We start from the raw sequence: 21,264 nt of genomic DNA, 5'->3' as shown, positions 1-21,264 counted from the left end.
CCCTCCCGGCCCCGCTCAGGAACCGAACAGCCGCCTGTCCCAATACACGGGCTGATGCAGGCTGGCTGTGATCAAGGCAAACTCCGGATGGGCCGGATTGATCAACACGTTGTTGTCGAGGCGAGCCACGACGCTTGGTACGATTACGATCGCGCTGCGGCGCTCGATACACCAAGTCTCACCGAATTCCTTGCTCACCTTTGCCGGCGTTACGTCCCAACCCGGCAGCGACGGCTGAGAAAAGGTCTCGTAGCTCAGCCCGCGCGGAACCATGATCTGGACGTAGTGCTGGTTGGGCGGCAGTCTGCCGCTGCCGTGCACTAGCTTTTCCAGCAAGGCAGTCGAATAATGCTCGCTGGCGTAGATCACCGGGCTGCCGGGCGTGTTCCAGCGGCCGGGCGCAATCGTCGAGCCCGTCGCGTCAAAGATCGGATAAGTGCCGGCAGGATCGCCGATCCTGAAGCACAGCAGCGTCCGATCGAGTATCTGCGCCGTCAAGCGGCGGTGCCGTACTTCAGGCCTGCAAGGATATCGATCACCAGCTCGGCGCCGATCTCGTTTTGGATGACCATTTCAATCGGGCGCCGGTCTTCCAGCATGAGATGAGGCCGAAATAGAAAGTCACGAGCCTCATCTTCGACCTTCCAGACGTCGAGGGCCAAGTCCCATACACGAGCAACTCGTGCCACCCGCATGCCCTCTTCCGAAGACAGTCGAAGAGCACCCCTCTTGCGACGTTCATAGGTTGCCTTTGGAACGAGGCGATATTTGAACTGGGCATCGGCCGGTGCCAGCAATTGTGAGACGCGTTCGAGCGCGCCGATGGGCAATCCGTCTTCAATTCGAGCCATCAGCCCGAATGGTGACCGTGCAGCCGTTTCCTTGGGCGGCAAGCCCAGCACGTCGGCGACATTTCCGAACGCCAGCATCATCACTGCCTCCTCATGTGAAGCATGATATACCTTCATGTGAGACTACGCGCAAGTGGGCTGCAGTCTCACGGCTGCTTTCCGTCGGCTCGTTTCAGCATCGTGAATGCGCGACTGATCCGTTGCAGCGCTGTGGCGTTGGCCAGCACTGCGTAAAGCGCGAACCCACCCGCCAGAATCCAGGGCGATGCCGCGCCCAGGGCGGCCGCGACTCCGTCGGCGGCGAGCAGCACGCAAATGAAAACCAGACGTTCCATCCGCTCGAAGAAATCCGGCCAACCATGGTTTTCCACAGGGATTTCCAGCGCCGTCCGCGCCTTGGCGTAACTTGTGAGTATCCCGCCGGCGAACGCGAACATTGCGATCGCCCACAGATCGGCGACCCAGCCGATAGCCGCAAAGACGGCCAATTCCTGATAGCGGTCGACGACAGCGTCGAAATAGCCACCGGCCTTGGTGATCATATTTGTTCGGCGGGCGACAGCACCGTCCAGCGCATCGAAGGTGAAGGCAAACGCCAGGCAAAGGCCAAAGGCAAGGCTTGAATGGTGATAGACGTAGGCCGCCGACGACAAAGCGACGAGCACGAGTCCACTGGCCGTAACCTGGTTCGGCGTCATGCCGATGCCGATCAGCGGAGAGGCGGCCTGCTCCCATAGCGGGTCGATGCGACTTTTCATGAGACCGGCGATCATGGCGGCTCCTCTGATGATGTCGTTTCACCGAGCTTTACCAGCAATTTGCGGGTTTGTTCCACCGTCGCCACCGTTCGACTTGGTCAACGCAGACGGAGAACTGGCTCAGCAACGTTCTCAACCGGCGGCAACAGCGATTTCTTTTTGGCGGATGCGGCCGGCGGATTAAGGCGCTCGCCAAGCCGACGGCGCAAATCGACCGGCGGTCTGGCGGCCGCGCCCGAACGATGTGACTATGATTGCTTGCCATCCGTCGGAAGCCGGCCGAAACTCGATGCATAAATTTTCACCCAAGTTTGCCTACCTGCTCGCGACCTCTCTTGGCGCGGGATTATCTCCAATATGGCCGGGCACGGCCGGCGCAATGGTTGGAGTGGCTGTTGCCGCAGCTCTGATACCGGCATCGCCTTGGCTGACTGTGCTTGCCTATGCGGCCCTGTTCGCCGTCGGCGTATGGGCGTCGTCGCATGTCATCTCCCGAACCGGGACGGAGGACCCGCAGATCGTCGTCATCGATGAGACCTTCGGCGCCGCCGCGACACTTTCCATGCTGCCGCTCGACCCACTCTGGTGGGCAGCAGGCTTCCTTGCTTTCCGGTTTTTCGACGTCGTCAAGCCTTGGCCCATCCGTATCATGCATGACAAGGTAAGGGGTGGGGCCGGCATCATGCTGGACGACGCGGCCGCGGCTGTCGTCGCTGGGGCGTTGCTGCTCCTGCTGAACGGTTTGATTGACCATTTGCGGTAATGGCGACATTCGGTCTGCCAAGGCCACGGTGGTCCATCGGAGTTTAGCGCCACAAGGGAAGACCGGACCGATGCGAAGCCATGGGATCGCGGCCATTCCAGGCGATGGGATCGGCAAGGGAGTCGTAGCGGCCGGGCTTTGTGCGCTGGCCGTCTGCGCCCCTGGCATCGCCCGCATTCCCGGCGACGACATCGGCGTGCCAGAACGCAGGAGGCATCCGCCGCTCACCGATGGTGTTCGTGTGCCTGCGTGCGGAAACCAAACCCGTCAATTGTTTCGATCAGCACCTGTACGGATCAGGCACACCGTGCGATGACCGCCACGCGACAAAGCCGTCCGGCCTGACCAAGACAGCACCGCCGCTTTCAACCTCGGGCGCGGAAGGCACCGATGGTCCAAGTCAATCAGATCCCCATTGGCACCCAAGGCGTGGCAGGTCAGCGGCATACGGAGGCGTTGGCTTACGGCGTCAGCAGCCTGACACCACGCTTCGTCGCCGCAGAGGAGAAGAAGGTCGCGATCGCACAAATCGAGACTCGAAATCTGCTGGCCGGCGCGCTCGACCGCGAAATGCGGTAAACGCGTGCCAGGGCGACCTGACAGCTCCGTGGATTTTTGGAACGGTGATCGTCCGGAGTGGATTCCCGAGCCACGATGCCTGCAGTGTAGCGCTGGCCAAATACCACGTCGTAATCCTCGACGATCGCAACCGGAGGAGGCAACCGCTTCGACGGATCGTCGAACCATTTCTGTAGGCGGGCGAGCGCTTGCGCCAACGTAGCCTCGATGACCGGCCGGCGCTCAATGTCATAGCTATCCAGCAACGAGGGATCGGCATGACCGCGTGCTACTACTGCAAGCTTCCGGGCAAGGTTATAGGCGTCGTGGACGCCTGAATTGCCACCGAAAGCGCCTGTTGGGGGCGTCACATGTGCGGCATCCCCTATAAGGAACGCGCGGCCTCGCCGGAATTGGCGTGCTGTCAATGCGGCCACTTACCAGGAGCGCGCCTAGCCTGACGCAGCGCCGCGTCAGGAAGGGGCCACTGCAACGAAAAGCGATTGTCCTTGCCTTTCGATGCGGAACAGGATGGGCTTTTTCTGCTGGCGGGATTTCGTCGACTCTTGCTGGACATCCGACGGCTGCGTCACGTTGCGGTTGTTGGCCGAGACGATGACGTCACCAGGCCGAAGGCCGTTCTCGGCGGCGGGGCTATTTGGCGCCACCTCCTGGATAAACACCCCGGTGGTACCCGGCTGGAGACCGAGTTGTTGACGCGCCTCGTCCGGAATGGGGCTGAGCGACAGTCCGAGCCGTTGGCCCGCCGCTTCCGGACTCGGAACGGCACCGGTCTGCACCTCCTCGTCCTTGCGTTGACCGACGGTCAGCTCCACCTCCTGCTCGGAGCCGCCGCGGTTCCTTGTCAACGTCGCTTTCGACCCTGGCTTTTCGTTCGCTGCCGCCAGCGTCAAGTCATGGACGCCCTGGATGTCTTTGCCGTTGAACCGGGTGATTACATCTCCCGATTGTAAGCCGGCCTTCTCCGCCGGACTGCCGGGCTCGACCGAGGCGACCAGCGCCCCCTTGGTGCTCGATATGCCAAGTGCCTGGGCAATCGACGGCGTCACCTCCTGGAGACGCACTCCGATGAACCCGCGCTCGATCCGGCCGGTGCGGATCAGCTGATCGGCAACGCTTCGTGCGGTTCGGGACGGCACGGCGAAACCGATGCCTATGCTGCCGCCAGACGGAGAGACGATGGCTGTATTGACCCCGATCACTTCGCCGCGCGCGTTAAACAGGGGGCCGCCCGAATTGCCTCTATTGATCGAGGCGTCTGTCTGGAGGAAATCGTCGTAAGGGCCGGCTTGGATGTCGCGCGAGCGGGCGGAAAGAACGCCGACGGTCACGGTTCCCCCGAGGCCGAAGGGACTGCCAATCGCGATCGTCCAGGCCCCCGGCTGCATTGCGTCAGAGTCACCCCAGGCGGTGGTCGTCATGTTGGGGCGTGGATCGACCTTCAGCACCGCGATGTCGGTTGCTGGATCGCGGCCCACAAGTCGAGCGGGCGAAGTCTCCTTATCGGAGAATACGACGCGGATTTCGGTGGAGTCGGCCACGACATGATTGTTGGTGACGATGTAGCCCTCGGGACTGACCACGAAGCCGGAGCCAAGGGCTTCTCGCACCTGCGGCTGGGCAGGCCCGCGGCTGTCGAAGGGGTTGAGAAAATCGTCGAGCATCGTTTGGTCCTGGATGATCTGCCTTGTCGTGATCGCGACCACGGCCGGCAGCTTCTGACGCACGATTGCGCTGAAGTCGTTCGGGATTTCCTGCGCTGAAACCGGAGCAAAGCCACCAGCCGAGAGCATCAAAATTCCTGCGACGAAGCCAATGCACAGTCGCTTCCTGGAAATGTAAGACATGATTGGTTCTCCTGCCCGACCGCCCTGGCGCTGCTGCGCGACTTGTCCCAGACGCAAGAACTGACATTCACGGCGATTGTTTCACCGGTTCGAAAAAATGTTGATGGTGGGCTGAACTGCGAAAATGTGGCCTTGCGGGGCCATTGAAATTTGCTCGCAACTCTCCGAAATTTTGGCTGGTGGAAATCGCGAGAGCCACCAAACATGACGTCAACAAAGGAGACTATTCAAAGCGGAGGACCATCGATGGAAGGAGCCATTTCGACGAGTTTTCCCTCAATCGGGCCCGTGGGACCTGATGTTTTTCTTGACCGGTTGCTCCATCCGGCACGGCATTTCGAGCGACCTCAGGACGTGCTGACTGACGTGACGCTGGACGTCCAGGAGAAGCGTGCAATTCTTTCGTCATGGGCATCGGATGCCTGTGCAGTGGAATCGGTGCCGGCGCTGCGCATGCCGCCGGGAGCAACCGAACCGGTCAGCTTCGATGCCATCATGGACGCGTTGCGCCAACTGGATCAATTGGAGAAGCTTCCCGGCGCCGGTCGGGGTCGTGAGATTGACAGCATCGCGGTCACCGGTTTTACAGCATCGGTCGATCGACCTTGAGCGGAGCGCGGCCACGCTCTTCATCCGAGGCATCCGCCCACCGGCGAGGTCCTGCCGGCGGGCGGGATAGACGTGTTCTTCTGCGACCATTCGTCTGGCTGAAAATTTTCCTATAACGCCCTTGAATCCGTAAAGCACTGTTATAAATACCTAATCGCCGGTCGCCAGATGGGGCCGGCGCAAGTCCAGGAGGCGTCAAGGCTCTCTTGGCGTCTCATTGTGTCCATGTTGCTCAAAGGAGGATGTGGCTATGAGGACAAACCTCGATTTTACCCCTCTGTTCCGGTCCAGCATCGGCTTCGACCGCATTTTCAACATGTTGGAAAATGCGAGCCGTGTCACTGCGATAGACAATTGGCCGCCCTATGACATCGCCAAGACTGGTGAGGACGCCTATCGCATCACCATGGCGGTCGCCGGCTTCTCACAGGATCAGCTGACCATCACTCATCAACCTAACCTGCTGGTTGTGAGCGGGTCGCAATCTGGCGACGATGACGGCCAGTATCTCTATCGCGGCATTGCCGGGCGCGACTTCGAGCGTCGGTTCGAACTGGCCGACCATGTGAAAGTCGTCGGCGCCAGCTTGGACAATGGGCTGCTGAACATCGATCTCAAGCGCGAGCTTCCCGAAGAGATGAAGCCGCGCCGCATCGCCATCGCCGGCAGTACGGCAAAGGCGGCGCCTCGGCAGATCGACGCCGAAAAGAACGCAGCCTGAAGTCAGAGTGAATCAGAAGCGACCGGCACCGGCAATCGCCCGGTGCCGCGCGGTTGAACGTGGAGGTGAATGAAGATGAACATGCGTGACCTTATCCCGTGGGGCCGCAACAACAACCAGGCCCCGAGCATCTATAGCGGTGGCGACCCGTTCCTTTCGCTTCACCGCGAGGTAAACAGGCTCTTTGACGATATGTTGAGGAGCTTCGAGACGCGCTTGCCTGCTGCGGGACAGCTTTCGCCTTTCGATAGCGGCTGGCCGAAGGTGGAGATTTCGGAGTCGGATAATGAGCTTCGCGTCACCGCCGAAGTCCCCGGTATGGAGGAGAAGGATATCGAAGTCCTGCTTGAGGAGGACGTGCTGACCCTGCGTGGCGAAAAGCGGTCGGAGACCGACGAGAAGGACTACTCCGAGCGCTTCTACGGTCGCTTCGAGCGGCGCATACCCCTCGGCTACGAGGTCGAGGACGACAAGGTCAAGGCGTCCTTTGCCAATGGCGTCCTGACCCTGACGCTACCGAAGAACCCGAACGCGCAGTCGAAGGTGAAGCGCATCCCGATCACCCACTGACGCATGGAACCAAGTCGGAGGCGGCAGGCCGCTGCCTCCGGCGCATCCTTCGCCAAAAAAGGGAGGGATGAGTGATGCAGAAGCAAGAAAGAGAAGTCACACCTATCTTAGAAAATCTCGGACCGGCAAACGACAAACGCGGGCGAGCGCCGTCGTTCGGCCGATCGGAGTTCCCGCGTGATGCGGTCGCACGAATCTACAAGCCTTGCCGCTCAGTCATGACCTCGGGCCGTGCGCGGCCGAAGGGCTGGCGGCTGGTGTTCGAGCGGCGTACTGCGCCGGTCATTGAACCGCTGATGGGCTACACCGGAAGCGGTGACACGCTGAGCCAGGTGGAGCTCGATTTTCCGACGGCTCAGGCGGCCATCGACTATGCCGAACGCCAGGGGCTTGCCTACGCGGTTCAAGGAAGCCCGGCGGCCGAAAAGTCCAGTGTCGAATCTTCTGATGCGGACAAGCGCCTGCAGGCCGGCGCAGACGTTGTCTGGAACCGCCTCCAGTTGGCTTTGCTGGAGAGCAGACACGGCGGGGTTTCGCAGGCGCCTCATTATGGACCGGCGCTGACGGACCCGGAGGCGTTTTATGCATCGCCGATGGACGTGGTCGTCGATCCTCTTCTGACAGCCGACGAGAAACGCGCCATCCTGCGAAACTGGGCATGGAACGAGTATCTGGTCGATCTCGCGACGGCCGAGGGGATGCCGGAAAACGCGCGTCCGACACGGCTCGACGAAGTGGAATTGGCCCTGCTCGCACTGGAGCCAGTTACGGCTGCGAACCTGGCCGTTTCCATTCCTCAACAGAAGCAGAAGGCAATGTGAGGTGCCGTCATGGATCCGCTGATCGTGCTCGATTGTGAAAATACCGTGCCGAACCGTTTCGCACTGGCCGTCGCCGCGGCGGGGCGGGCTCGCGCGCTCAGCCGGGGCTCTGAGCCTCGCCTGTCCGACAAAGTGACCGTGCCCTCGAACTCGCCCTGCGCGAGATCGCCGGCAACCGCTTCCAGCCCGACGAGGTCAAGCCCTTCGTTCTGGCCGGTTCGGTTCCGCGCGATGGCCGGATTCGGCCCGGCCGACGAAGAAAGCTTCGCGGTGGCGAGGGCAATTCCTGGCTGCCGCACCCGCCTTCGCTCAGAGGGCGGTGCACTGACAATGTCCGGAAAGGAGGATGAACAATGGAGAAATGGCTGAAAACTGAAAAACGTCCGGTGATCGATATCGTCAATGTGATCGCCGGCATAGCACTGGTCCTGTCGCCTTGGTATCTCGGCTTTGCGGCTGAACCCCATGCGGCCTGGAACGCCTGGATCGCCGGTGCGGTGATCGCCCTTATCGCCGTGGGTGCGCTGGTTGCGTTCCATGCCTATGAGGAATGGGCAAACCTGGTGGTTGGGCTGTGGACGCTGATCTCGCCTTGGGCCCTCGGTTTTTCGGCCCTGGCAGCGGCCATGTGGGCTCATGTGATCGTGGGCGTCATCGTGGCGGCCCTGGCTGCCGGAAGCCTCTGGTTCTTCGGCGACCGTCCGCTTTCAACGGCCTGACCAGCATCTCCGGCGGGCCCGGTTTTCCGGGCCCGCTTTTTTCAACCGCCATGGATGCGGTCTGCCGTTGCAGGCGTTGCGGCCAGGCACATCGGTCGCCGAAACACAGGGCCGCCTTTTCACCGACGTGTATTAAGCCGGATCTCTCCCTGCATTTGCGGCTCGTGATTTCCTGTGCTGGGCGCGCGGGGAAGAAAGAGATGAACGCTTGTTCCCTCGCCGACCGCACTCTCGATCCGAACATGGCCCCCAGACTGCTTGATGAAGCCGTAAACCTGGCTAAGCCCAAGTCCGGTTCCGCGGCCATCCGCCTTGGTGGTAAAGAACGGCTCGAACACTTGGGCCAGGACCTCCTTGCTCATCCCGCGCCCCGTATCGCTGACCGTGACCCGAACGAAAGAAGCAGCCAGAGCGGCCACGTCTTCGATGTCGTCGGGAGTGTCGCTGGTCTCGATCGCCAGCGTGCCCCTGCCGGCCATCGCGTCCTTGGCATTCACAGCCAGGTTCAGGATGGCGACGTCCAGCTGATTGACGTCGACGAGGACAGGGCCAAGTGCCGGATCCAGCTCAAGACTGATGCGGATCCCGTTCCCCAGCGTCCGCTCCAGCAGCATCGTGACGGCTTTGATTCGTCCATTCAGGTCGATTGTCTCCGGATACAGCGACTGTCCGCGAGAGAACGCGAGCAATTGCTGCGTGAGCGCACCGCCGTTTTGCGTTCGTTTGAGCAACTCTTCGATCAAAATCGCGGTGTTCGGATTGGCAGGATCCTCGCGCAGCTGCTTCTGAAGCAGTCGCAGCCCCGATTCGAACACCGCGAGCAGATTGTTGATGTCGTGAACGATGCCGGCAGCGAGCCGGCCGACCGCTTCGAGCTTTTGTGATTGACGTCGACGCTCCTGCTGCGCGCGTTGCGCGGAGACGTCGCGAACACTGGCAAGCAGCGCCGGCCTACCGTCCCAGCTAAGCTCAACCGTCCGCATTTCCACTTCGGCTGGTGCTCGATTGGGCCTGTGGACGGTGATTTCCGTGGTTTCACCCGATATGACCGGCCGCCCGAGGGGAACGTGGACGAGATCGGCAGCCGGATAACCGAAGATCGCGGCGGCCGCCGGATTTGCATAAAGCACCGTTCCCGACAGATCGACGACGAGAACCCCGTCGGCGGTGGTTTCGATCAGCCGTCGGAAGTCGAGCTGGCTGATGCCCGCCAGACTTGCGTCGCCGTATTGGTCCAAGATTTCGGCTGCGCGGCGCGCCATCTCAACGCTCCTCACGCCGAGGACGCGGCGGAGTCGCCGAACACGTCCGGTGCGCCGTCGAAGGGCTGACCGAGATGCATGCCGGCGCCGTCGATTGTGAAGCGCCGAATCTGCTTGTCATGCTCGCTGCCGCGCATTTTCAGCACCATGATCCCCCGATGCATGAAATCCCCTTCCTGGATGTACCGCAACAGGATGATCGAGTCCGTGAGGGTTGAAATATGCTGTTCGCTGGCACTCTGGCCGCCGACGAGCGATTTGTTGGTGGCCGTGCAAAGGCCAGCGATCTCGTGTTTCTTGATGAAGGAAGTGAGGCTGATCAGGAATTCACGGAAACCGGTCTCTGGTGCGATCCGTTCCAATGCCGACAGGCTGTCGATAGCGATCCGGTCAGGGTTGAACTCCTCAACGAGCTCGCGGATCATCAACAGGTGGTCCGGCAAGTTCTGCGCTTCCGGGTAAATGCAAACGACCTTAAGCCGGCCATCCGCCTCCATGGCCTCGAAATCGACGCCCCAGCCGCGCGCATTGCGGAACAGCTGGCCGCGGCTCTCTTCGTAGCCGACCAGCAAGGCACGTTCGCCAGCCGCTGCGCCGCCTGCCAGAAAGTTTGTCACCAGCAGCGTCTTTCCGGTGCCCGTCGCACCGCTGACGAGGGTGACGCTGTCGCGGAAGAATCCACCGCCACACATCCTGTCGAGTTCCGGATTGCCGCTCGTTACCCGCTTGGTGCTGGATTGCTGCTCGAGCCGCAATGAAGACAGTGGCACTGCCACTATGCCTTGCTTCACCACAAGCGTGATCGGCACCTCGCCCTCGACGTGGCGGCTGCCCCGCATCTTGAGAACTTCGATCGTGCGCCTGCGCCGCTCGCGGTCGAGTGCGTTGCGCAGGATTACCACGTTGTCGGCAACGAACTCCTCGATCCGGTGGCGGGAGATCTCGCCATACTCGCTGTTGCGTTCGGCGGTCATCAGCACCGTCAAACCATCCCTCTTTAGCGCCGTCGCGATGCGAAGGAGCTCCCGACGCACCGATGTCTGCTCCGCCACGAAGTGGTCGAACAGCTGCGTGACGGAATCCAGCACGATGCGCTTCGCTGCGGCCTGTCGCGCAGCGTGCAGGACACGCGTCAGCAAACCTGACAAATCGAAATTGCCGATAATCATCTGGTCGTGGTCACGCGGGCTGGCGTCGACGAAGACCAGCTTGTTCATCTCGCGCCAACGGCGGATGTCCCAGCCGAAGCTGGCCATGTTGACCTCGATCTCGACCGGCGATTCCTCGAACGTGACGAAGACGCCGGGCTCGTCGAGCACGGTGATGCCGTGGGCCAGAAACTGCGTCGCAAACACAGTCTTGCCACTGCCCGGCGTGCCTCCGACGATGGTGGTGCGCCCGCGCGGCAGGCCGCCCATCACAAGATCGTCGAATGCCTCGATACCGGTCCTGACGCGTTCGAGCACAGGATCGATGAGGATCTCTTCAGCTGTGGTCATAGCCACTGTCCTTCTTGCGATAACCGAAATAGTCGAGAACCTGAGCGATGTTGCTGATGTCGCCAATCAGCCGGCGCGGAGGAGTGGTTGACTCATCCGAGAGCGTCGGCGTCGCCAGAATGCCGGCCCTTTCCGCCTCTTCAGGATGCGCGAGGACGTCGACGACCTGGATTTCGATACCGCCGGCCAACTCCTCCACTATCCTCAGACGGCTTTCCAGCGCCCGGCGGGCGCCCGGCCCATCGCCGGCGACATAGAGTCGAAGCAGGCCGTTGGCCCCTGGATTGGACCGGTCACTGACGCTCATGTTCACGCCTTGCTGCAGGGAGTTGCAGTTTTTGGCGTGCACGAGGCGCCACGCCGCGGAATCCAGTCGCCGGCATTTTTCTTCCCTCAGCAGCCGTCGGTCTGCCTGGAAGCCGATGCACCACGGCTCGCGCTCGGTGAGGCCTGGATCAGCGCCCCTGTGCAATGTGTAGATAGCCGCGCCCGCCTCGTCTGCGCACTTGTGAACATTTCTCCGCGCCGTCCGTTGTAAACGCCGCCATTCGGAAGGAGGAGCGCGATGGAGAACCCTCGAAAACAACCAGACCCGATCGGAAACAACCTGCTTCGGGCCCTCAGAGCCGACGACTGGGAGATCCTGGAACGGAGGCTCGAACAATGGTCGGCGCCCGCCGGGACCTTGCTGCACGAGCCAGGCGATGCAGTCCGTTACGCCTACTTCCCTCGCGGATCGGCCCTGGTCTCCTACCGCGTCGTGCTGAGCGACGGGCGAGCGATCGAGACTGCGCTCATCGGACGTGAAGGAGCGGTCGGCGGCATCGTCAGTCAAGGGAGACTTCCGGCGTATGCACGGGCCGAAGTTCAACTCGGCGGTTCATTCTTCAGGATCGACCTGCACCATCTCGAAGAAGCCAAATTGCGGTCCTTGACATTGCGTCACCTGTTTGCCCGCTACGCCGATTGCCTGATGGCGCAGGTATTCCAATCCGTCGCCTGCAGCGCAGCGCATTCGATCGAACAGCGCACGGCAAGATGGCTGTTGGCCGCGACAGAACGGACGGGCGCCGAAAACCTGGCGGTGACGCAGGAACAGCTTGCAACGATGCTGGGGGTCGGCCGCTCCTATCTGAGCCGGGTCATTCGAGACCTGAGGCAGCGCGGCGTCATCGAAACCCGGCGCTCCCGGCTTGCGGTACGCAGTCCAGAAGGGCTGCGCTCGCATGCCTGCGAGTGCAATGCGGCCGTCAGCCATCATTTCAACGACGTCTTGAAGGGGGTCTATCCGGCGGAGGAAAACGGCAAGACAGGCGCGCCGGGCATGCCGCACAGGAAAGGACAATGACAGACCCATTGTCGTCACCGGCCGGTCTGGGGCGTCCCACTTTTTTGCGCCGGATCTGGCCTACACCGATGCCGCGCGGGCTGGGCGACCTATATCCGTTTCCCTGTGGAGGCCGCCATGGACATGAGCAACAGAAAGACCCAGTTCAATATCTGGTATTGGATCGCGGCATTCGTGGGCGTGATGGTCGTCCAGTATATCTATGCCACGACGCAACACGTCGCCCAGATACCGTACAGCCAGTTCGAGACCCTGCTGAACGCCGGCAAAATCGCCGAGGTGCAGGTTTCGGACCGATTCATCCAGGGCCGCTTCAAGGAGCCGCAAGACGGCAGGCCGCTGTTTATCACCACACGCGTCGAGCCGAACCTCGCCCGTGACCTGCAGGAACACGGCGTCACTGTGACTGGCCAGGTCGAAAGCACCTTCCTGAGCGACCTGCTTTCCTGGGTTGTGCCGGTGGTCGTCTTCTTTGGCCTGTGGATGCTGCTTCTAAGGCGCATGGACGGCGGCGTCGGGGGTTTGATGCAAATTGGCAGGAGCAAGGCCAGAATCTATGTCGAAGCCAATACGGGCGTGACCTTCGACGATGTGGCGGGGGTCGACGAGGCCAAGGCCGAACTGCAGGAGATCGTGGATTTTCTCAAGAACCCGGGCGAATACGGCCGCCTCGGAGGACGCATGCCAAAGGGCGTGCTGCTGGTCGGGCCGCCGGGCACGGGCAAAACCCTGCTTGCCAAGGCCGTCGCGGGCGAAGCCAAGGTTCCGTTCTTTTCGATCTCCGGTTCGGAATTCGTCGAGATGTTCGTGGGGGTCGGGGCCGCGCGTGTGCGCGATCTTTTCGAGCAGGCGCGGTCCAAGGCTCCCGCCATCATATTCATCGACGAACTCGACGCTCTTGGCCGCGCCCGCGGGACTATGGTCGGCGGGCATGACGAAAAGGAGCAGACGCTCAACCAGCTTCTGGTCGAACTCGACGGTTTCGACCCACAGATCGGCGTCGTGCTGCTGGCCGCAACGAACCGTCCTGAAATCCTTGACCCGGCCCTTCTGCGCGCCGGCCGATTCGACCGCCAGGTATTGGTCGACCGGCCCGACAAGCAAGGCCGCATCAAGATCCTGGAGGTCCACATGAGCAAGGCCAAGCTGGCGACGGACGTCGATGCGGAAAAAGTGGCCGCGCTGACGCCCGGTTTCACCGGCGCTGACCTGGCCAATCTTGTGAACGAGGCGACGTTGCTCGCCACGCGCCGCAAGGCGGATGCGGTAACGATGGTCGATTTCAACAATGCGGTGGAGCGCATCGTCGCGGGACTGGAGAAGCGCAACCGGCTCCTGAATCCGAAGGAGCGCGAGATCGTCGCCTATCATGAAATGGGTCATGCGCTGGTAGCCATGGCGCTGCCTGGCGTCGACCCGGTGCACAAGGTGTCGATCATACCGCGCGGCGTCGGCGCGCTCGGCTACACTATCCAGCGTCCGACCGAGGACCGCTTCCTGATGACACGCGAGGAGCTGGACAACAAGATGGCGGTGCTGCTTGGCGGCAGGGCGGCCGAATGGATCGTATTCGGCCATCTGTCTACCGGAGCCGCCGATGATCTCGCCAAGGTAACCGACATAGCGCGCGCCATGGTGACGCGTTACGGCATGTCGGCAAAACTCGGGCACGTGGCGCTGGAAAAAGACCCACGCTCCTTCCTGAGCCCCAACCCGCTCGCCGGCGGACCGCGCGAGCACGATTACGGCGAAGCCGCCGCCGATGCCATCGACGCGGAAGTACGCGACATTGTGGCGGCCGCATTCGAACGAACCGTCGACCTGCTCACCGCGCGGCGCGACGTGCTGGAAAGGGCGGCACGCAGGCTGCTCGAGACCGAGACGCTCGACGAGACTGAACTTGCGTCGCTGGTCGGAGACGTCTCGGCGGATCGTGTTGCACGGGATGGGTCTGGTCAGTCGTCGGACAAGAGGAAGCCTGTGCTGCAGCCGGCCAGGACCGCGGCTGCAATCCCCACGCGCGGACCGGGGAAATTTCGGACGCAATGACAATGCCCAGGACTGCTCCCGACGGATGGATCGCCCTTGGAAAGCCGTGCCGCACGCCACGACGGCGTCACCCGACATTGATGTCGATCTCTAGGCCTTCGAAATCCAGTACGTCTCAGTCACCAGCCAAGCGTTCTCGATGCCGTTTGCTGGTCGGCCTCGATGATATTGCGCGAGACCGGTGACTTTGCCTCGGGCCCCCTTGAGGGCAGCCTTCAAGGCCTTTTCTTCGTCACTGCGCCTGGCTCCGCTGCAGGGGTAAAACCCGCATGGCACAAGTGGCCGTACGGGAAAGGTATCGCCAGCCCTTTCCAGAAGCATCATGAAGCCTCGTTGATCTTCGCCCGTGAACGGCAGCGCCATCCGGCCAGCGTCGGACAAATTTGAAAGCCACCGTTCCGGCACGTGCGTCACTCCGGCAAAGGCGACAACGACATCGAGGTCTGGCAGATCAACTGCCTGCGTTGCATCACCGAAAATCACGTCGACATGGGCATAATGAGCAAGATTGCTTTGCGCGCGCCGGGCGAGTTCTTCGTCGATCTCATAGGCAATCACGCGTCCTTCAGAACCCGTCAGTTCAGCGAGGATGGCGGTGAAATAGCCGACACCGGCGCCTACCTGAAGGACGGTCTGGCCGGGAGCGATGTTCATATGGTCAAAAACCAAGGCCCAAAGCGACGGCAAACCGCTGTTTAGTCCGCACTTTTCGTCAAGTGAGACCAGAACGTCGTGGTAAATCTCATGAAGTGCGGCTGAAGGGCTGGTATGGACCGCCCCGATCTGCAATCTCGAATGGATACGCCATGGCCCGTTGCCAAGGTAGTGTTCGCGCGGAACTTTTGCGAAGGCCTCGATGACAGCAGTGTTGTGCAAGACTGGGGACGAGACACGCAGGTCTTCGGCAAACCACCGGCGCGCTTCACCAGCATCGATTCTTGTTGGCATGGAATCTCGGCTCCCGGATCACACGTAGTCCATCATGCTCTCAGAAAACCGAGTGACGGCAAAGGGCCGCTATCCTTGTATTGATGGGCGATGGGCGCTGTCCGTTTGCGATCGAGCGCTGCTTCGCCAAGGGCCCACCGCGCAGCTGTAAATCGTGGCGATATGGAAGAACATTCTGCCCGACGATCACATCCTCCGGGTGGCGAGCAGCCTTGTGAGCCAGTCCGGATCCATTTCCGGCACGGAGGACAAAAGCCGTTCGGTATAGGGGGCATGCGGCGGCGTGAGAATTTCGCTCTTTAATCCCTGCTCAACGACTTTACCCTGGTGCATGACCACAATTTCGTCGGCGATGGCCCGCACGGTGGCAATGTCATGGGTGATGAAAATGTAGCTCATGCCGAAGTCGCGCTGAAGCCGCATTAACAGCTTCAGGATTTCCTCTTGCACAATCTGGTCGAGCGCGGACGTGATTTCGTCGCAGATAATGAGTTCCGGGTCGGCGGCCAAGGCCCGAGCGATGCAAACGCGCTGCTTCTGACCCCCCGATAGTTCGGCCGGCAGACGGTCAAGGTAAGTTTCGCTCATCTCGACCATGTGCATGAGTTCGTCGATCCGCCGGTCCCTCTGCGCACCCTGGAGGCCAAGATAGAACTCAAGCGGCCGTGCTATGACTTCTTCGACCGTCTGGCGCGGATTTAGTGCGTTGTCGGGCATTTGATAAATCATCTGTATGCGGCGCAGGATCTCTTTTGGGCGCGTCTTCAGGGTCTTGGAAAGGGTCTGGCCGGCAAAGGAAATCGACCCCGAAAGCGGTGGCAGCAGGCCGGTAACGACGCGGGCGAGCGTCGATTTCCCGGAACCGGATTCGCCGACCACGGCCACTGTTCTTCCACGTGGAACTTTGATGGAGACATCCTGGAGCACCTTGACCGCTTGGCCGTAGGCCGCCGTGACGTTGTCTATCGTGAGCAGATAGTCATCGGCCGGAACTTCGGGCTTTGCGAGCTTGCGCACGGCCCAGAGCGTTCTGGTATACTCCTGGCTGGGCGAGGCGAGCATCTGGCGCGTTTCTGCCTCCTCCACGGTAAGTCCATGGCGCAAAACCATGATGCGGTCCGCCATTTGCGCCACCACCGCCAGGTCATGCGTCACATAGATTGCAGCGGTGTTGAATTCCTCCACGATATTGCGAATGGAGGCGAGAACTTCGACCTGTGTCGTCACATCGAGCGCTGTCGTTGGTTCGTCGAAGACGATGAGGTCCGGATGGCAAGCCATTGCCATCGCGGTCATTGCCCGTTGCAACTGTCCGCCGGAAACCTGATGAGGATAGCGAAAGCCGATGGTCTCCGGATCTGGAAGCTGAAGACGGCGATAGAGATCGACCGCACTCCGGTTCGCTTTTTCTCGGCTGGCAATCCCATGAGCCACCACAGTTTCGACAGTCTGATCGAGGAGTCGGTGGGCTGGATTGAAAGAGGCCGCGGCGCTTTGCGCGACATAGGCGATGCGCGAGCCTCGGAGGCGGCGACGTCCTGTTTCGCTGATTGCCAGAAGATCGATACCGTCGAACAGGATCGAGCCCTTTGTGATCCGGCAGCCCGGCTTGGCGTAGCCCATCGCGGCGAGGCCGATGGTGGATTTTCCGGCACCTGACTCGCCGATCAGGCCAAGAACCTCCCCCCGCTTCAGCGCCAGATCGACCCCGCGGACAATGGGGTGCCACCGCTCATCCGAGAAACCCTCCACATGCAAATTGCGGATCTGAAGCAGATCCTTGCCTTTTTCGCGCAATCCGGGGGCGCTATTTTTCATCCCGCAACCCACTTGTTGCGTGGAGGAACCAGTCGACGACGAAATTCACGGAGACAGTGAGGAGGGCAATCGCGCCGGCCGGCAGCAGCGGCGTGACATCGCCGTAGGTGATCAGGGTCGCATTCTCGCGCACCATCGATCCCCAATCGGCGGTCGGTGGCTGAATACCGACGCCCAGGAAGGACAGTGCCGCGATCGTGAGGAATACGAAGCAAAATCGCAAGCCGAATTCCGCGACCAGCGGGGGCATCACGTTGGGAAGGATTTCCTTGGCGATGATCCATTTCGGGCCTTCGCCGCGCAATCGCGCCACTTCGACGTATTCCATTACTGCCACGTTAAGCCCGACAGCGCGTGCGAGCCGAAAGACACGGGTGGAATCGAGCAGCGCAATGATGATTATCAGGCTGGTGATCGACGAGCCGAAGATCGAAAGCAGCACCAGGGCGAAGATCAGGCTTGGGATCGACATCAACACGTCCACCGCACGCGACAGTATCTGGTCGAGCCATCCTCTGTACAATGCGGCTAGAAGGCCTAGCGAGACGCCGACTGCGAAGGACAACAGTGTCGTCGCGACGGCGATACCGATGGTGTTGCGCGCACCATAAATCAAGCGTGTGAGCATATCGCGGCCGAGCTGGTCGGTTCCCAATTTGAACTGCTGGCTCCACGGCGCGAAGGCTTCGCTGAAGACCTGCGTTTCGCCATATGGGGCGATCCAGTGCGCGAAGATCGCAACGATGACATAGCCGATGATCACGAGGATGCCGAACCAGGCACTGAAGGGTGCCTTCTTCAGCGCCGTTTTGGCCCGGGTGACGCGCGAGCGCCTCAGCCTGTGAACCTGAGCGATGGGTTCGTAGCTGGTCATCGTGGATGCAGGAGCCTGGGATTGGTGGCGATGGAAATGATGTCGGCTGTTAGATTGAGGAGGATATAGGTCGCCGCGAAAATCAGGGCGCAGGCCTGGACAACCGGAACATCCCTGGATTTGACCGCATCAACCATCAGCTGACCAATGCCGGGATAGACGAACACCACTTCGACCACGACCACTCCGACGACGAGATAAGCCAGATTGAACGCCACCACAGTGACGATCGGAGCCCATGCGTTGGGCAACGCATGCCTGAGTACGATTGTCATGGGCGACATTCCCTTGAGACGCGCCATGTCGATATAGGGGCTTGCCAGCATGTTGATGATCGCCGCTCGTGTCATGCGCATCATATGGGCGACGATGACGAGCGTAAGCGTGATCGCCGGCAAGGCTACTCTCCAAACATGCTCCCAAAACGGCGTCTGGTCGTTCACATTCGACAATGTCGGGAACTTGGGAACTGCATTGAGTATCCAGTTCAATGAGACCGCAAGCCAGTGTGGCAGTGATTGTGCGAACTCGGATCCGATGAACGTGTCGCGCGAGATGACGAGATAGGCAAGCATATAGGCGACGAAAAACTCCGGGAACGAAATCGTTGTCAGCGTCACTGCGTTCACCAGCCGGTCGAACCAGCCATTGCGGTAGAGCGCAGCGAGGATGCCCAGTCCCAGGGCTAGCGGAACTGCAATCAGCGCGGTCATCGATGCAAGGAACATCGTATTGTAGAGGCGTGGCGCGATGATCTCGGCGACGGTACGCCGGTACCCGGTGCGACTGGCGAATGAAGAGCCGAAATCACCGTGGAGCATTTGCCCGACCCAGACGAAGTAGCGCTCGACAGGCGGACGGTCGATGCCGATTTCTCGCTGGAAGGCGGCGACCGTTTCGGGTGTCGCGGATTGGCCGAGCATCGCCTTGGCGAAATCGCCCGGCAGCATTGCAATCGCAGAGAAGATAATGATGGACACGATGAACAGCGTGACCAGGCCGAGGCCAAGGCGTTGCAGGACCGTTCTTGCGACGGGGTTCATTTGCACGCGTTTCCCGTTGCCGTCGCTGCCCTGCCACACCAGGCAGGGCCCGCGGCTGCAAGCCGGAGCCCAATAGCCATCGCGGGTCCAGCCCGCAATCTCACGCAGTGGCGATCCACCAGCGTTCGGCCATCTTCAATCCATCATTCTCCCAGTTCGGCGCCACTTCGCCATGTGCGAGCTTGTTGGATTTGGCGCTGACGAAATTATTGAAGACCAGCACGATGCTGCCGCCATCATCATGGGTCAGTTGCTGCATCTCGGCATACATTGCCGCCCGCTTGGCCTCGTCCGTTTCGGCGCGCGCCTGGACAAGCAACTCGTTGAAGCGGGGATTCTTCCAGAACGACTCGTTCCAGCTGGAGTCTGCGGCAAAGGCTTGCGTGAACATCCAGTCGGCTGTCGCGCGACCGCTCCAATACGAAGCGCACCAAGGTTTCTTGAGCCAGACGTTGTCCCAGTAGGCGTCCTCGGCCTCACGTACGACGTTTACGTCGATGCCGCACTGGGCTGCCGTCTCGCGGATGAGCGCAGCCGCATCCACCGCGCCTGCAAAAGCGGCATCGGCGACCGAGAGGTCCACCTTCAGTTTTTCCATTCCTGCCTTTTTCAGGTAATGCTTGGCTTTTTCCGGATCGAAACTGTGCTGCGGCTGCGGATTGGTGGCGAATTTGATCGCCGGCGCGATCGGGTTGTCGTTGGCCACGGTGGCGTGACCGAGAAAGATTTTGTCGACGATCTCCTGACGGTCGATCGCCCATTTCAAAGCCATTCGGACGTCCGGATTGTCGAACGGCGCCATCGTGACATTCATCGGTAAGGTATAGTGCCCATAGCCGGTGACCTCGACGATCTCCACCTTGGGGTTGCGTTTCAGCATGCCGAGTGTCTTGAGGTCGGCGCGGCCAATATAGTCCACCTCCCCTGTCGATAGCGCGGCCATGCGGGCGGCGAGATCGGTGATGGCGATGAACTCCACCTCATCGAGGTAGGGTTTGCCGTTCTTGAAATAGTTCGGATTGCGCTTGAGTTTGGCCGAAACGCCGGGCTGGAAATTCTCGAGCACGAAAGCTCCGGTGCGAACGCCCGATCCCCAATCCGCCTTGCCGTCTTTGGACGGCATGATGACCAGATGGTAGTCACTCATGATGTAGGGGAAATCGGCGTTGCCGCTCTTCAACGTGAAGACAACCGTCTCCGGGCCATCCGCCTTGATGCTCGCCACAGGCTCAAGCAGTGGCTTCGCCGCCGACTTGGTTTCGTCGCCCATATGATAGCGCAGCGAAGCCACGACGTCGTCCGCCGTGACATTCTTGCCATTGTGGAAGGTTGCGCCCTTGCGTAGCTTGAAGACCCAGGTTTTGGCCCCGTCCGACGATTCAAAGCTCTCGGCAAGGTCCGGTTGGACGTTGCCTTTCGCGTCGACCTCGGTGAGGCTGTTGGACATCGAGCCCGAGAACGCGGTCTGTGTGAACGTATCCAGGTAGCCGGCTGGATCGATCGAATCTGTCGTTGCGCCATGTGCCATGCCCAGCTTGGCGAAGCCGCCCTGCAGCGGTTCGGCCCGAGCCGTGCTGACGAAGAGCTTGTCCGCAGCGGTGAGCGTCAGCCCAGCGGCCAGCCCAAGATGAATGAAGTCGCGACGGGAAATCTTGCCGCGACCAATCAGGCTTTGAGCGATACCAAGCTTGTATTCAGATTCTGACATTTGACTCTCCCATTGCGGATTTTCCGCGTTATTGTTCGTCACGCACCCTGTGTAGAAATCTGCTTGTTAGCTGCGATCACCCTTTCTTCTGACTGCTGAAATCCGCACCTCAATCAGGCCGTCACATAGATGCTGCCCGCCTCGACAGTGACTGGAAATGTGCGCGCGCGAACGGACGGATCGACCAGGGCCGCGCCTGATTTGATGTCGAATTCCCAGCCATGCCAGGCGCAGCGCACGATCTCGTTTTCGCGGTGATAGATGAATTGCGCCTCTTCGACCGGTGCAGTTGTTCCGCATTGCGGCCCCTCGCAAAGCGGAGCTCCACGGTGCGGACAAACATTCAGCAGCGCGTGGAATGAATCTCCGATGCGAAAAACGCCGACCGAAAGGCTGCGGATCTTGGCGATGAAGGGAGATCCGGTTTCGATCTCGTCGACTCTGCAGATGTATGTCTTCTCGGGCATCGTGTGCTTC

24 protein-coding genes and 1 pseudogene are annotated in these 21,264 nt (G+C 60.8%); 10 read left to right on the top strand and 15 right to left on the bottom strand.

What is annotated here, in order from left to right; genetic code table 11:
* Positions 1-15: 15 nt before the first annotated feature.
* The 3 genes from NKI79_RS24865 to NKI79_RS24855 all read right to left on the bottom strand — a co-directional run bounded on the left by NKI79_RS24865 (position 16) and on the right by NKI79_RS24855 (position 1,624).
* A complete protein-coding gene (locus NKI79_RS24865) occupies positions 16-498 on the bottom strand; it encodes an RES family NAD+ phosphorylase (protein WP_352805280.1) in 483 nt (160 codons plus the stop codon).
* Positions 495-929, bottom strand: a complete 435-nt coding sequence (locus NKI79_RS24860; RefSeq protein ID WP_352805326.1) for an antitoxin Xre-like helix-turn-helix domain-containing protein — start codon at positions 927-929, stop codon at positions 495-497. The genes NKI79_RS24865 and NKI79_RS24860 overlap by 4 nt, the downstream gene beginning before the upstream one ends.
* Positions 930-997: 68 nt before the next feature.
* Positions 998-1,624, bottom strand: a complete 627-nt coding sequence (locus tag NKI79_RS24855) for a CDP-alcohol phosphatidyltransferase family protein (RefSeq protein ID WP_352647135.1) — start codon at positions 1,622-1,624, stop codon at positions 998-1,000.
* Between the two features lie 235 nt (positions 1,625-1,859).
* Here NKI79_RS24855 and NKI79_RS24850 point away from each other — a divergent pair, with 235 nt between their 5' ends.
* A complete protein-coding gene (locus NKI79_RS24850) occupies positions 1,860-2,372 on the top strand; it encodes a phosphatidylglycerophosphatase A family protein (RefSeq protein WP_352805277.1) in 513 nt (170 codons plus the stop codon).
* Positions 2,373-2,652: 280 nt separating this feature from the next.
* Here the strand turns inward: NKI79_RS24850 and NKI79_RS24845 are convergent, their stop codons facing one another.
* Positions 2,653-2,760 carry an aromatic-ring hydroxylase C-terminal domain-containing protein gene (locus NKI79_RS24845; protein ID WP_352805276.1) on the bottom strand — a complete coding sequence of 36 codons (108 nt, stop codon included), beginning with the start codon at positions 2,758-2,760 and terminating at the stop codon, positions 2,653-2,655.
* 2 nt (positions 2,761-2,762) lie between these two features.
* On the opposite strand from NKI79_RS24845, the gene NKI79_RS24840 reads away from it, so the two are divergent.
* On the top strand, positions 2,763-2,951 hold the full coding sequence (locus NKI79_RS24840) for a hypothetical protein (RefSeq protein ID WP_352805331.1): 189 nt from the start codon (positions 2,763-2,765) through the stop codon (positions 2,949-2,951).
* Positions 2,952-3,151: 200 nt separating this feature from the next.
* On the opposite strand, the pseudogene NKI79_RS24835 reads toward NKI79_RS24840, so the two are convergent.
* Both NKI79_RS24835 and NKI79_RS24830 read right to left on the bottom strand, forming a co-directional pair.
* A pseudogene (locus NKI79_RS24835) lies at positions 3,152-3,367 on the bottom strand (FAD-dependent monooxygenase); the annotation flags it as partial.
* A gap of 36 nt (positions 3,368-3,403) precedes the next feature.
* On the bottom strand, positions 3,404-4,798 hold the full coding sequence (locus tag NKI79_RS24830) for a Do family serine endopeptidase (protein ID WP_352805273.1): 1,395 nt from the start codon (positions 4,796-4,798) through the stop codon (positions 3,404-3,406).
* 246 nt (positions 4,799-5,044) lie between these two features.
* On the opposite strand from NKI79_RS24830, the gene NKI79_RS24825 reads away from it, so the two are divergent.
* From NKI79_RS24825 to NKI79_RS24800, 6 genes are all read left to right on the top strand, one after another.
* The gene (locus NKI79_RS24825; protein ID WP_352805272.1) at positions 5,045-5,407 is read left to right on the top strand and encodes a hypothetical protein; all 363 of its coding nucleotides are present in this window, start codon (positions 5,045-5,047) and stop codon (positions 5,405-5,407) included.
* A 250-nt stretch (positions 5,408-5,657) separates the two neighbouring features.
* Positions 5,658-6,128 (top strand): Hsp20 family protein, encoded by a 471-nt coding sequence (locus NKI79_RS24820; protein WP_352479470.1) that lies wholly within the window; start codon positions 5,658-5,660, stop codon positions 6,126-6,128.
* A gap of 75 nt (positions 6,129-6,203) precedes the next feature.
* Entirely contained in the window at positions 6,204-6,698 is a 495-nt protein-coding gene (locus tag NKI79_RS24815; protein ID WP_254819880.1) for an Hsp20/alpha crystallin family protein, read from the top strand.
* Positions 6,699-6,772: 74 nt separating this feature from the next.
* On the top strand, positions 6,773-7,519 hold the full coding sequence (locus NKI79_RS24810) for an ETC complex I subunit (protein WP_352805271.1): 747 nt from the start codon (positions 6,773-6,775) through the stop codon (positions 7,517-7,519).
* Positions 7,520-7,528: 9 nt separating this feature from the next.
* A complete protein-coding gene (locus NKI79_RS24805) occupies positions 7,529-7,888 on the top strand; it encodes a DNA-directed RNA polymerase subunit omega (RefSeq protein ID WP_352805269.1) in 360 nt (119 codons plus the stop codon).
* Positions 7,873-8,238: an SPW repeat protein gene (locus tag NKI79_RS24800; protein ID WP_352805267.1), complete on the top strand. Its 366-nt coding sequence runs from the start codon at positions 7,873-7,875 to the stop codon at positions 8,236-8,238. Before NKI79_RS24805 ends, NKI79_RS24800 begins: the two co-directional genes overlap by 16 nt.
* A gap of 119 nt (positions 8,239-8,357) precedes the next feature.
* Here NKI79_RS24800 and NKI79_RS24795 read toward each other — a convergent pair whose 3' ends face one another.
* Genes NKI79_RS24795 through NKI79_RS24785 form a run of 3 tightly spaced genes read right to left on the bottom strand, consistent with a single transcriptional unit; the run spans position 8,358 to position 11,348 of the window.
* Positions 8,358-9,500, bottom strand: a complete 1,143-nt coding sequence (locus tag NKI79_RS24795) for a two-component system sensor histidine kinase NtrB (RefSeq protein WP_352805266.1) — start codon at positions 9,498-9,500, stop codon at positions 8,358-8,360.
* Positions 9,501-9,511: 11 nt separating this feature from the next.
* Complete coding sequence (gene kaiC, locus NKI79_RS24790) at positions 9,512-10,999, bottom strand: circadian clock protein KaiC (protein ID WP_352805264.1); 1,488 nt, start codon at positions 10,997-10,999, stop codon at positions 9,512-9,514.
* Positions 10,986-11,348, bottom strand: a complete 363-nt coding sequence (locus tag NKI79_RS24785) for a circadian clock KaiB family protein (protein WP_352805262.1) — start codon at positions 11,346-11,348, stop codon at positions 10,986-10,988. The genes kaiC and NKI79_RS24785 overlap by 14 nt, the downstream gene beginning before the upstream one ends.
* Positions 11,349-11,564: 216 nt before the next feature.
* Here NKI79_RS24785 and NKI79_RS24780 point away from each other — a divergent pair, with 216 nt between their 5' ends.
* Positions 11,565-12,347 carry a Crp/Fnr family transcriptional regulator gene (locus NKI79_RS24780; RefSeq protein ID WP_352805260.1) on the top strand — a complete coding sequence of 261 codons (783 nt, stop codon included), beginning with the start codon at positions 11,565-11,567 and terminating at the stop codon, positions 12,345-12,347.
* A gap of 117 nt (positions 12,348-12,464) precedes the next feature.
* Positions 12,465-14,396, top strand: coding sequence for an ATP-dependent zinc metalloprotease FtsH (gene ftsH / locus NKI79_RS24775; RefSeq protein WP_352805258.1), 1,932 nt, complete (start codon positions 12,465-12,467; stop codon positions 14,394-14,396).
* 90 nt (positions 14,397-14,486) lie between these two features.
* Here ftsH and NKI79_RS24770 read toward each other — a convergent pair whose 3' ends face one another.
* From NKI79_RS24770 to NKI79_RS24745, 6 genes are all read right to left on the bottom strand, one after another.
* A complete protein-coding gene (locus tag NKI79_RS24770; RefSeq protein ID WP_352805257.1) occupies positions 14,487-15,344 on the bottom strand; it encodes a protein-L-isoaspartate O-methyltransferase family protein in 858 nt (285 codons plus the stop codon).
* A 186-nt stretch (positions 15,345-15,530) separates the two neighbouring features.
* Positions 15,531-17,162 carry an ABC transporter ATP-binding protein gene (locus NKI79_RS24765; protein WP_352805254.1) on the bottom strand — a complete coding sequence of 544 codons (1,632 nt, stop codon included), beginning with the start codon at positions 17,160-17,162 and terminating at the stop codon, positions 15,531-15,533.
* A complete protein-coding gene (locus NKI79_RS24760; RefSeq protein ID WP_352507562.1) occupies positions 17,152-18,036 on the bottom strand; it encodes an ABC transporter permease in 885 nt (294 codons plus the stop codon). The genes NKI79_RS24765 and NKI79_RS24760 overlap by 11 nt, the downstream gene beginning before the upstream one ends.
* Positions 18,033-19,079: an ABC transporter permease gene (locus tag NKI79_RS24755; protein WP_352507561.1), complete on the bottom strand. Its 1,047-nt coding sequence runs from the start codon at positions 19,077-19,079 to the stop codon at positions 18,033-18,035. Before NKI79_RS24755 ends, NKI79_RS24760 begins: the two co-directional genes overlap by 4 nt.
* 100 nt (positions 19,080-19,179) lie before the next feature.
* Positions 19,180-20,787, bottom strand: a complete 1,608-nt coding sequence (locus tag NKI79_RS24750; protein ID WP_352805251.1) for an ABC transporter substrate-binding protein — start codon at positions 20,785-20,787, stop codon at positions 19,180-19,182.
* A 113-nt stretch (positions 20,788-20,900) separates the two neighbouring features.
* Positions 20,901-21,254: a Rieske (2Fe-2S) protein gene (locus NKI79_RS24745; RefSeq protein ID WP_292653661.1), complete on the bottom strand. Its 354-nt coding sequence runs from the start codon at positions 21,252-21,254 to the stop codon at positions 20,901-20,903.
* Positions 21,255-21,264: the final 10 nt, after the last annotated feature.

The organism is Mesorhizobium sp. M0340 (genome assembly GCF_040321535.1).
GTDB lineage: Bacteria > Pseudomonadota > Alphaproteobacteria > Rhizobiales > Rhizobiaceae > Mesorhizobium.
Note: the sequence above shows the minus strand (reverse complement) of the source record. Positions and strands in the feature narration are given on the sequence as shown.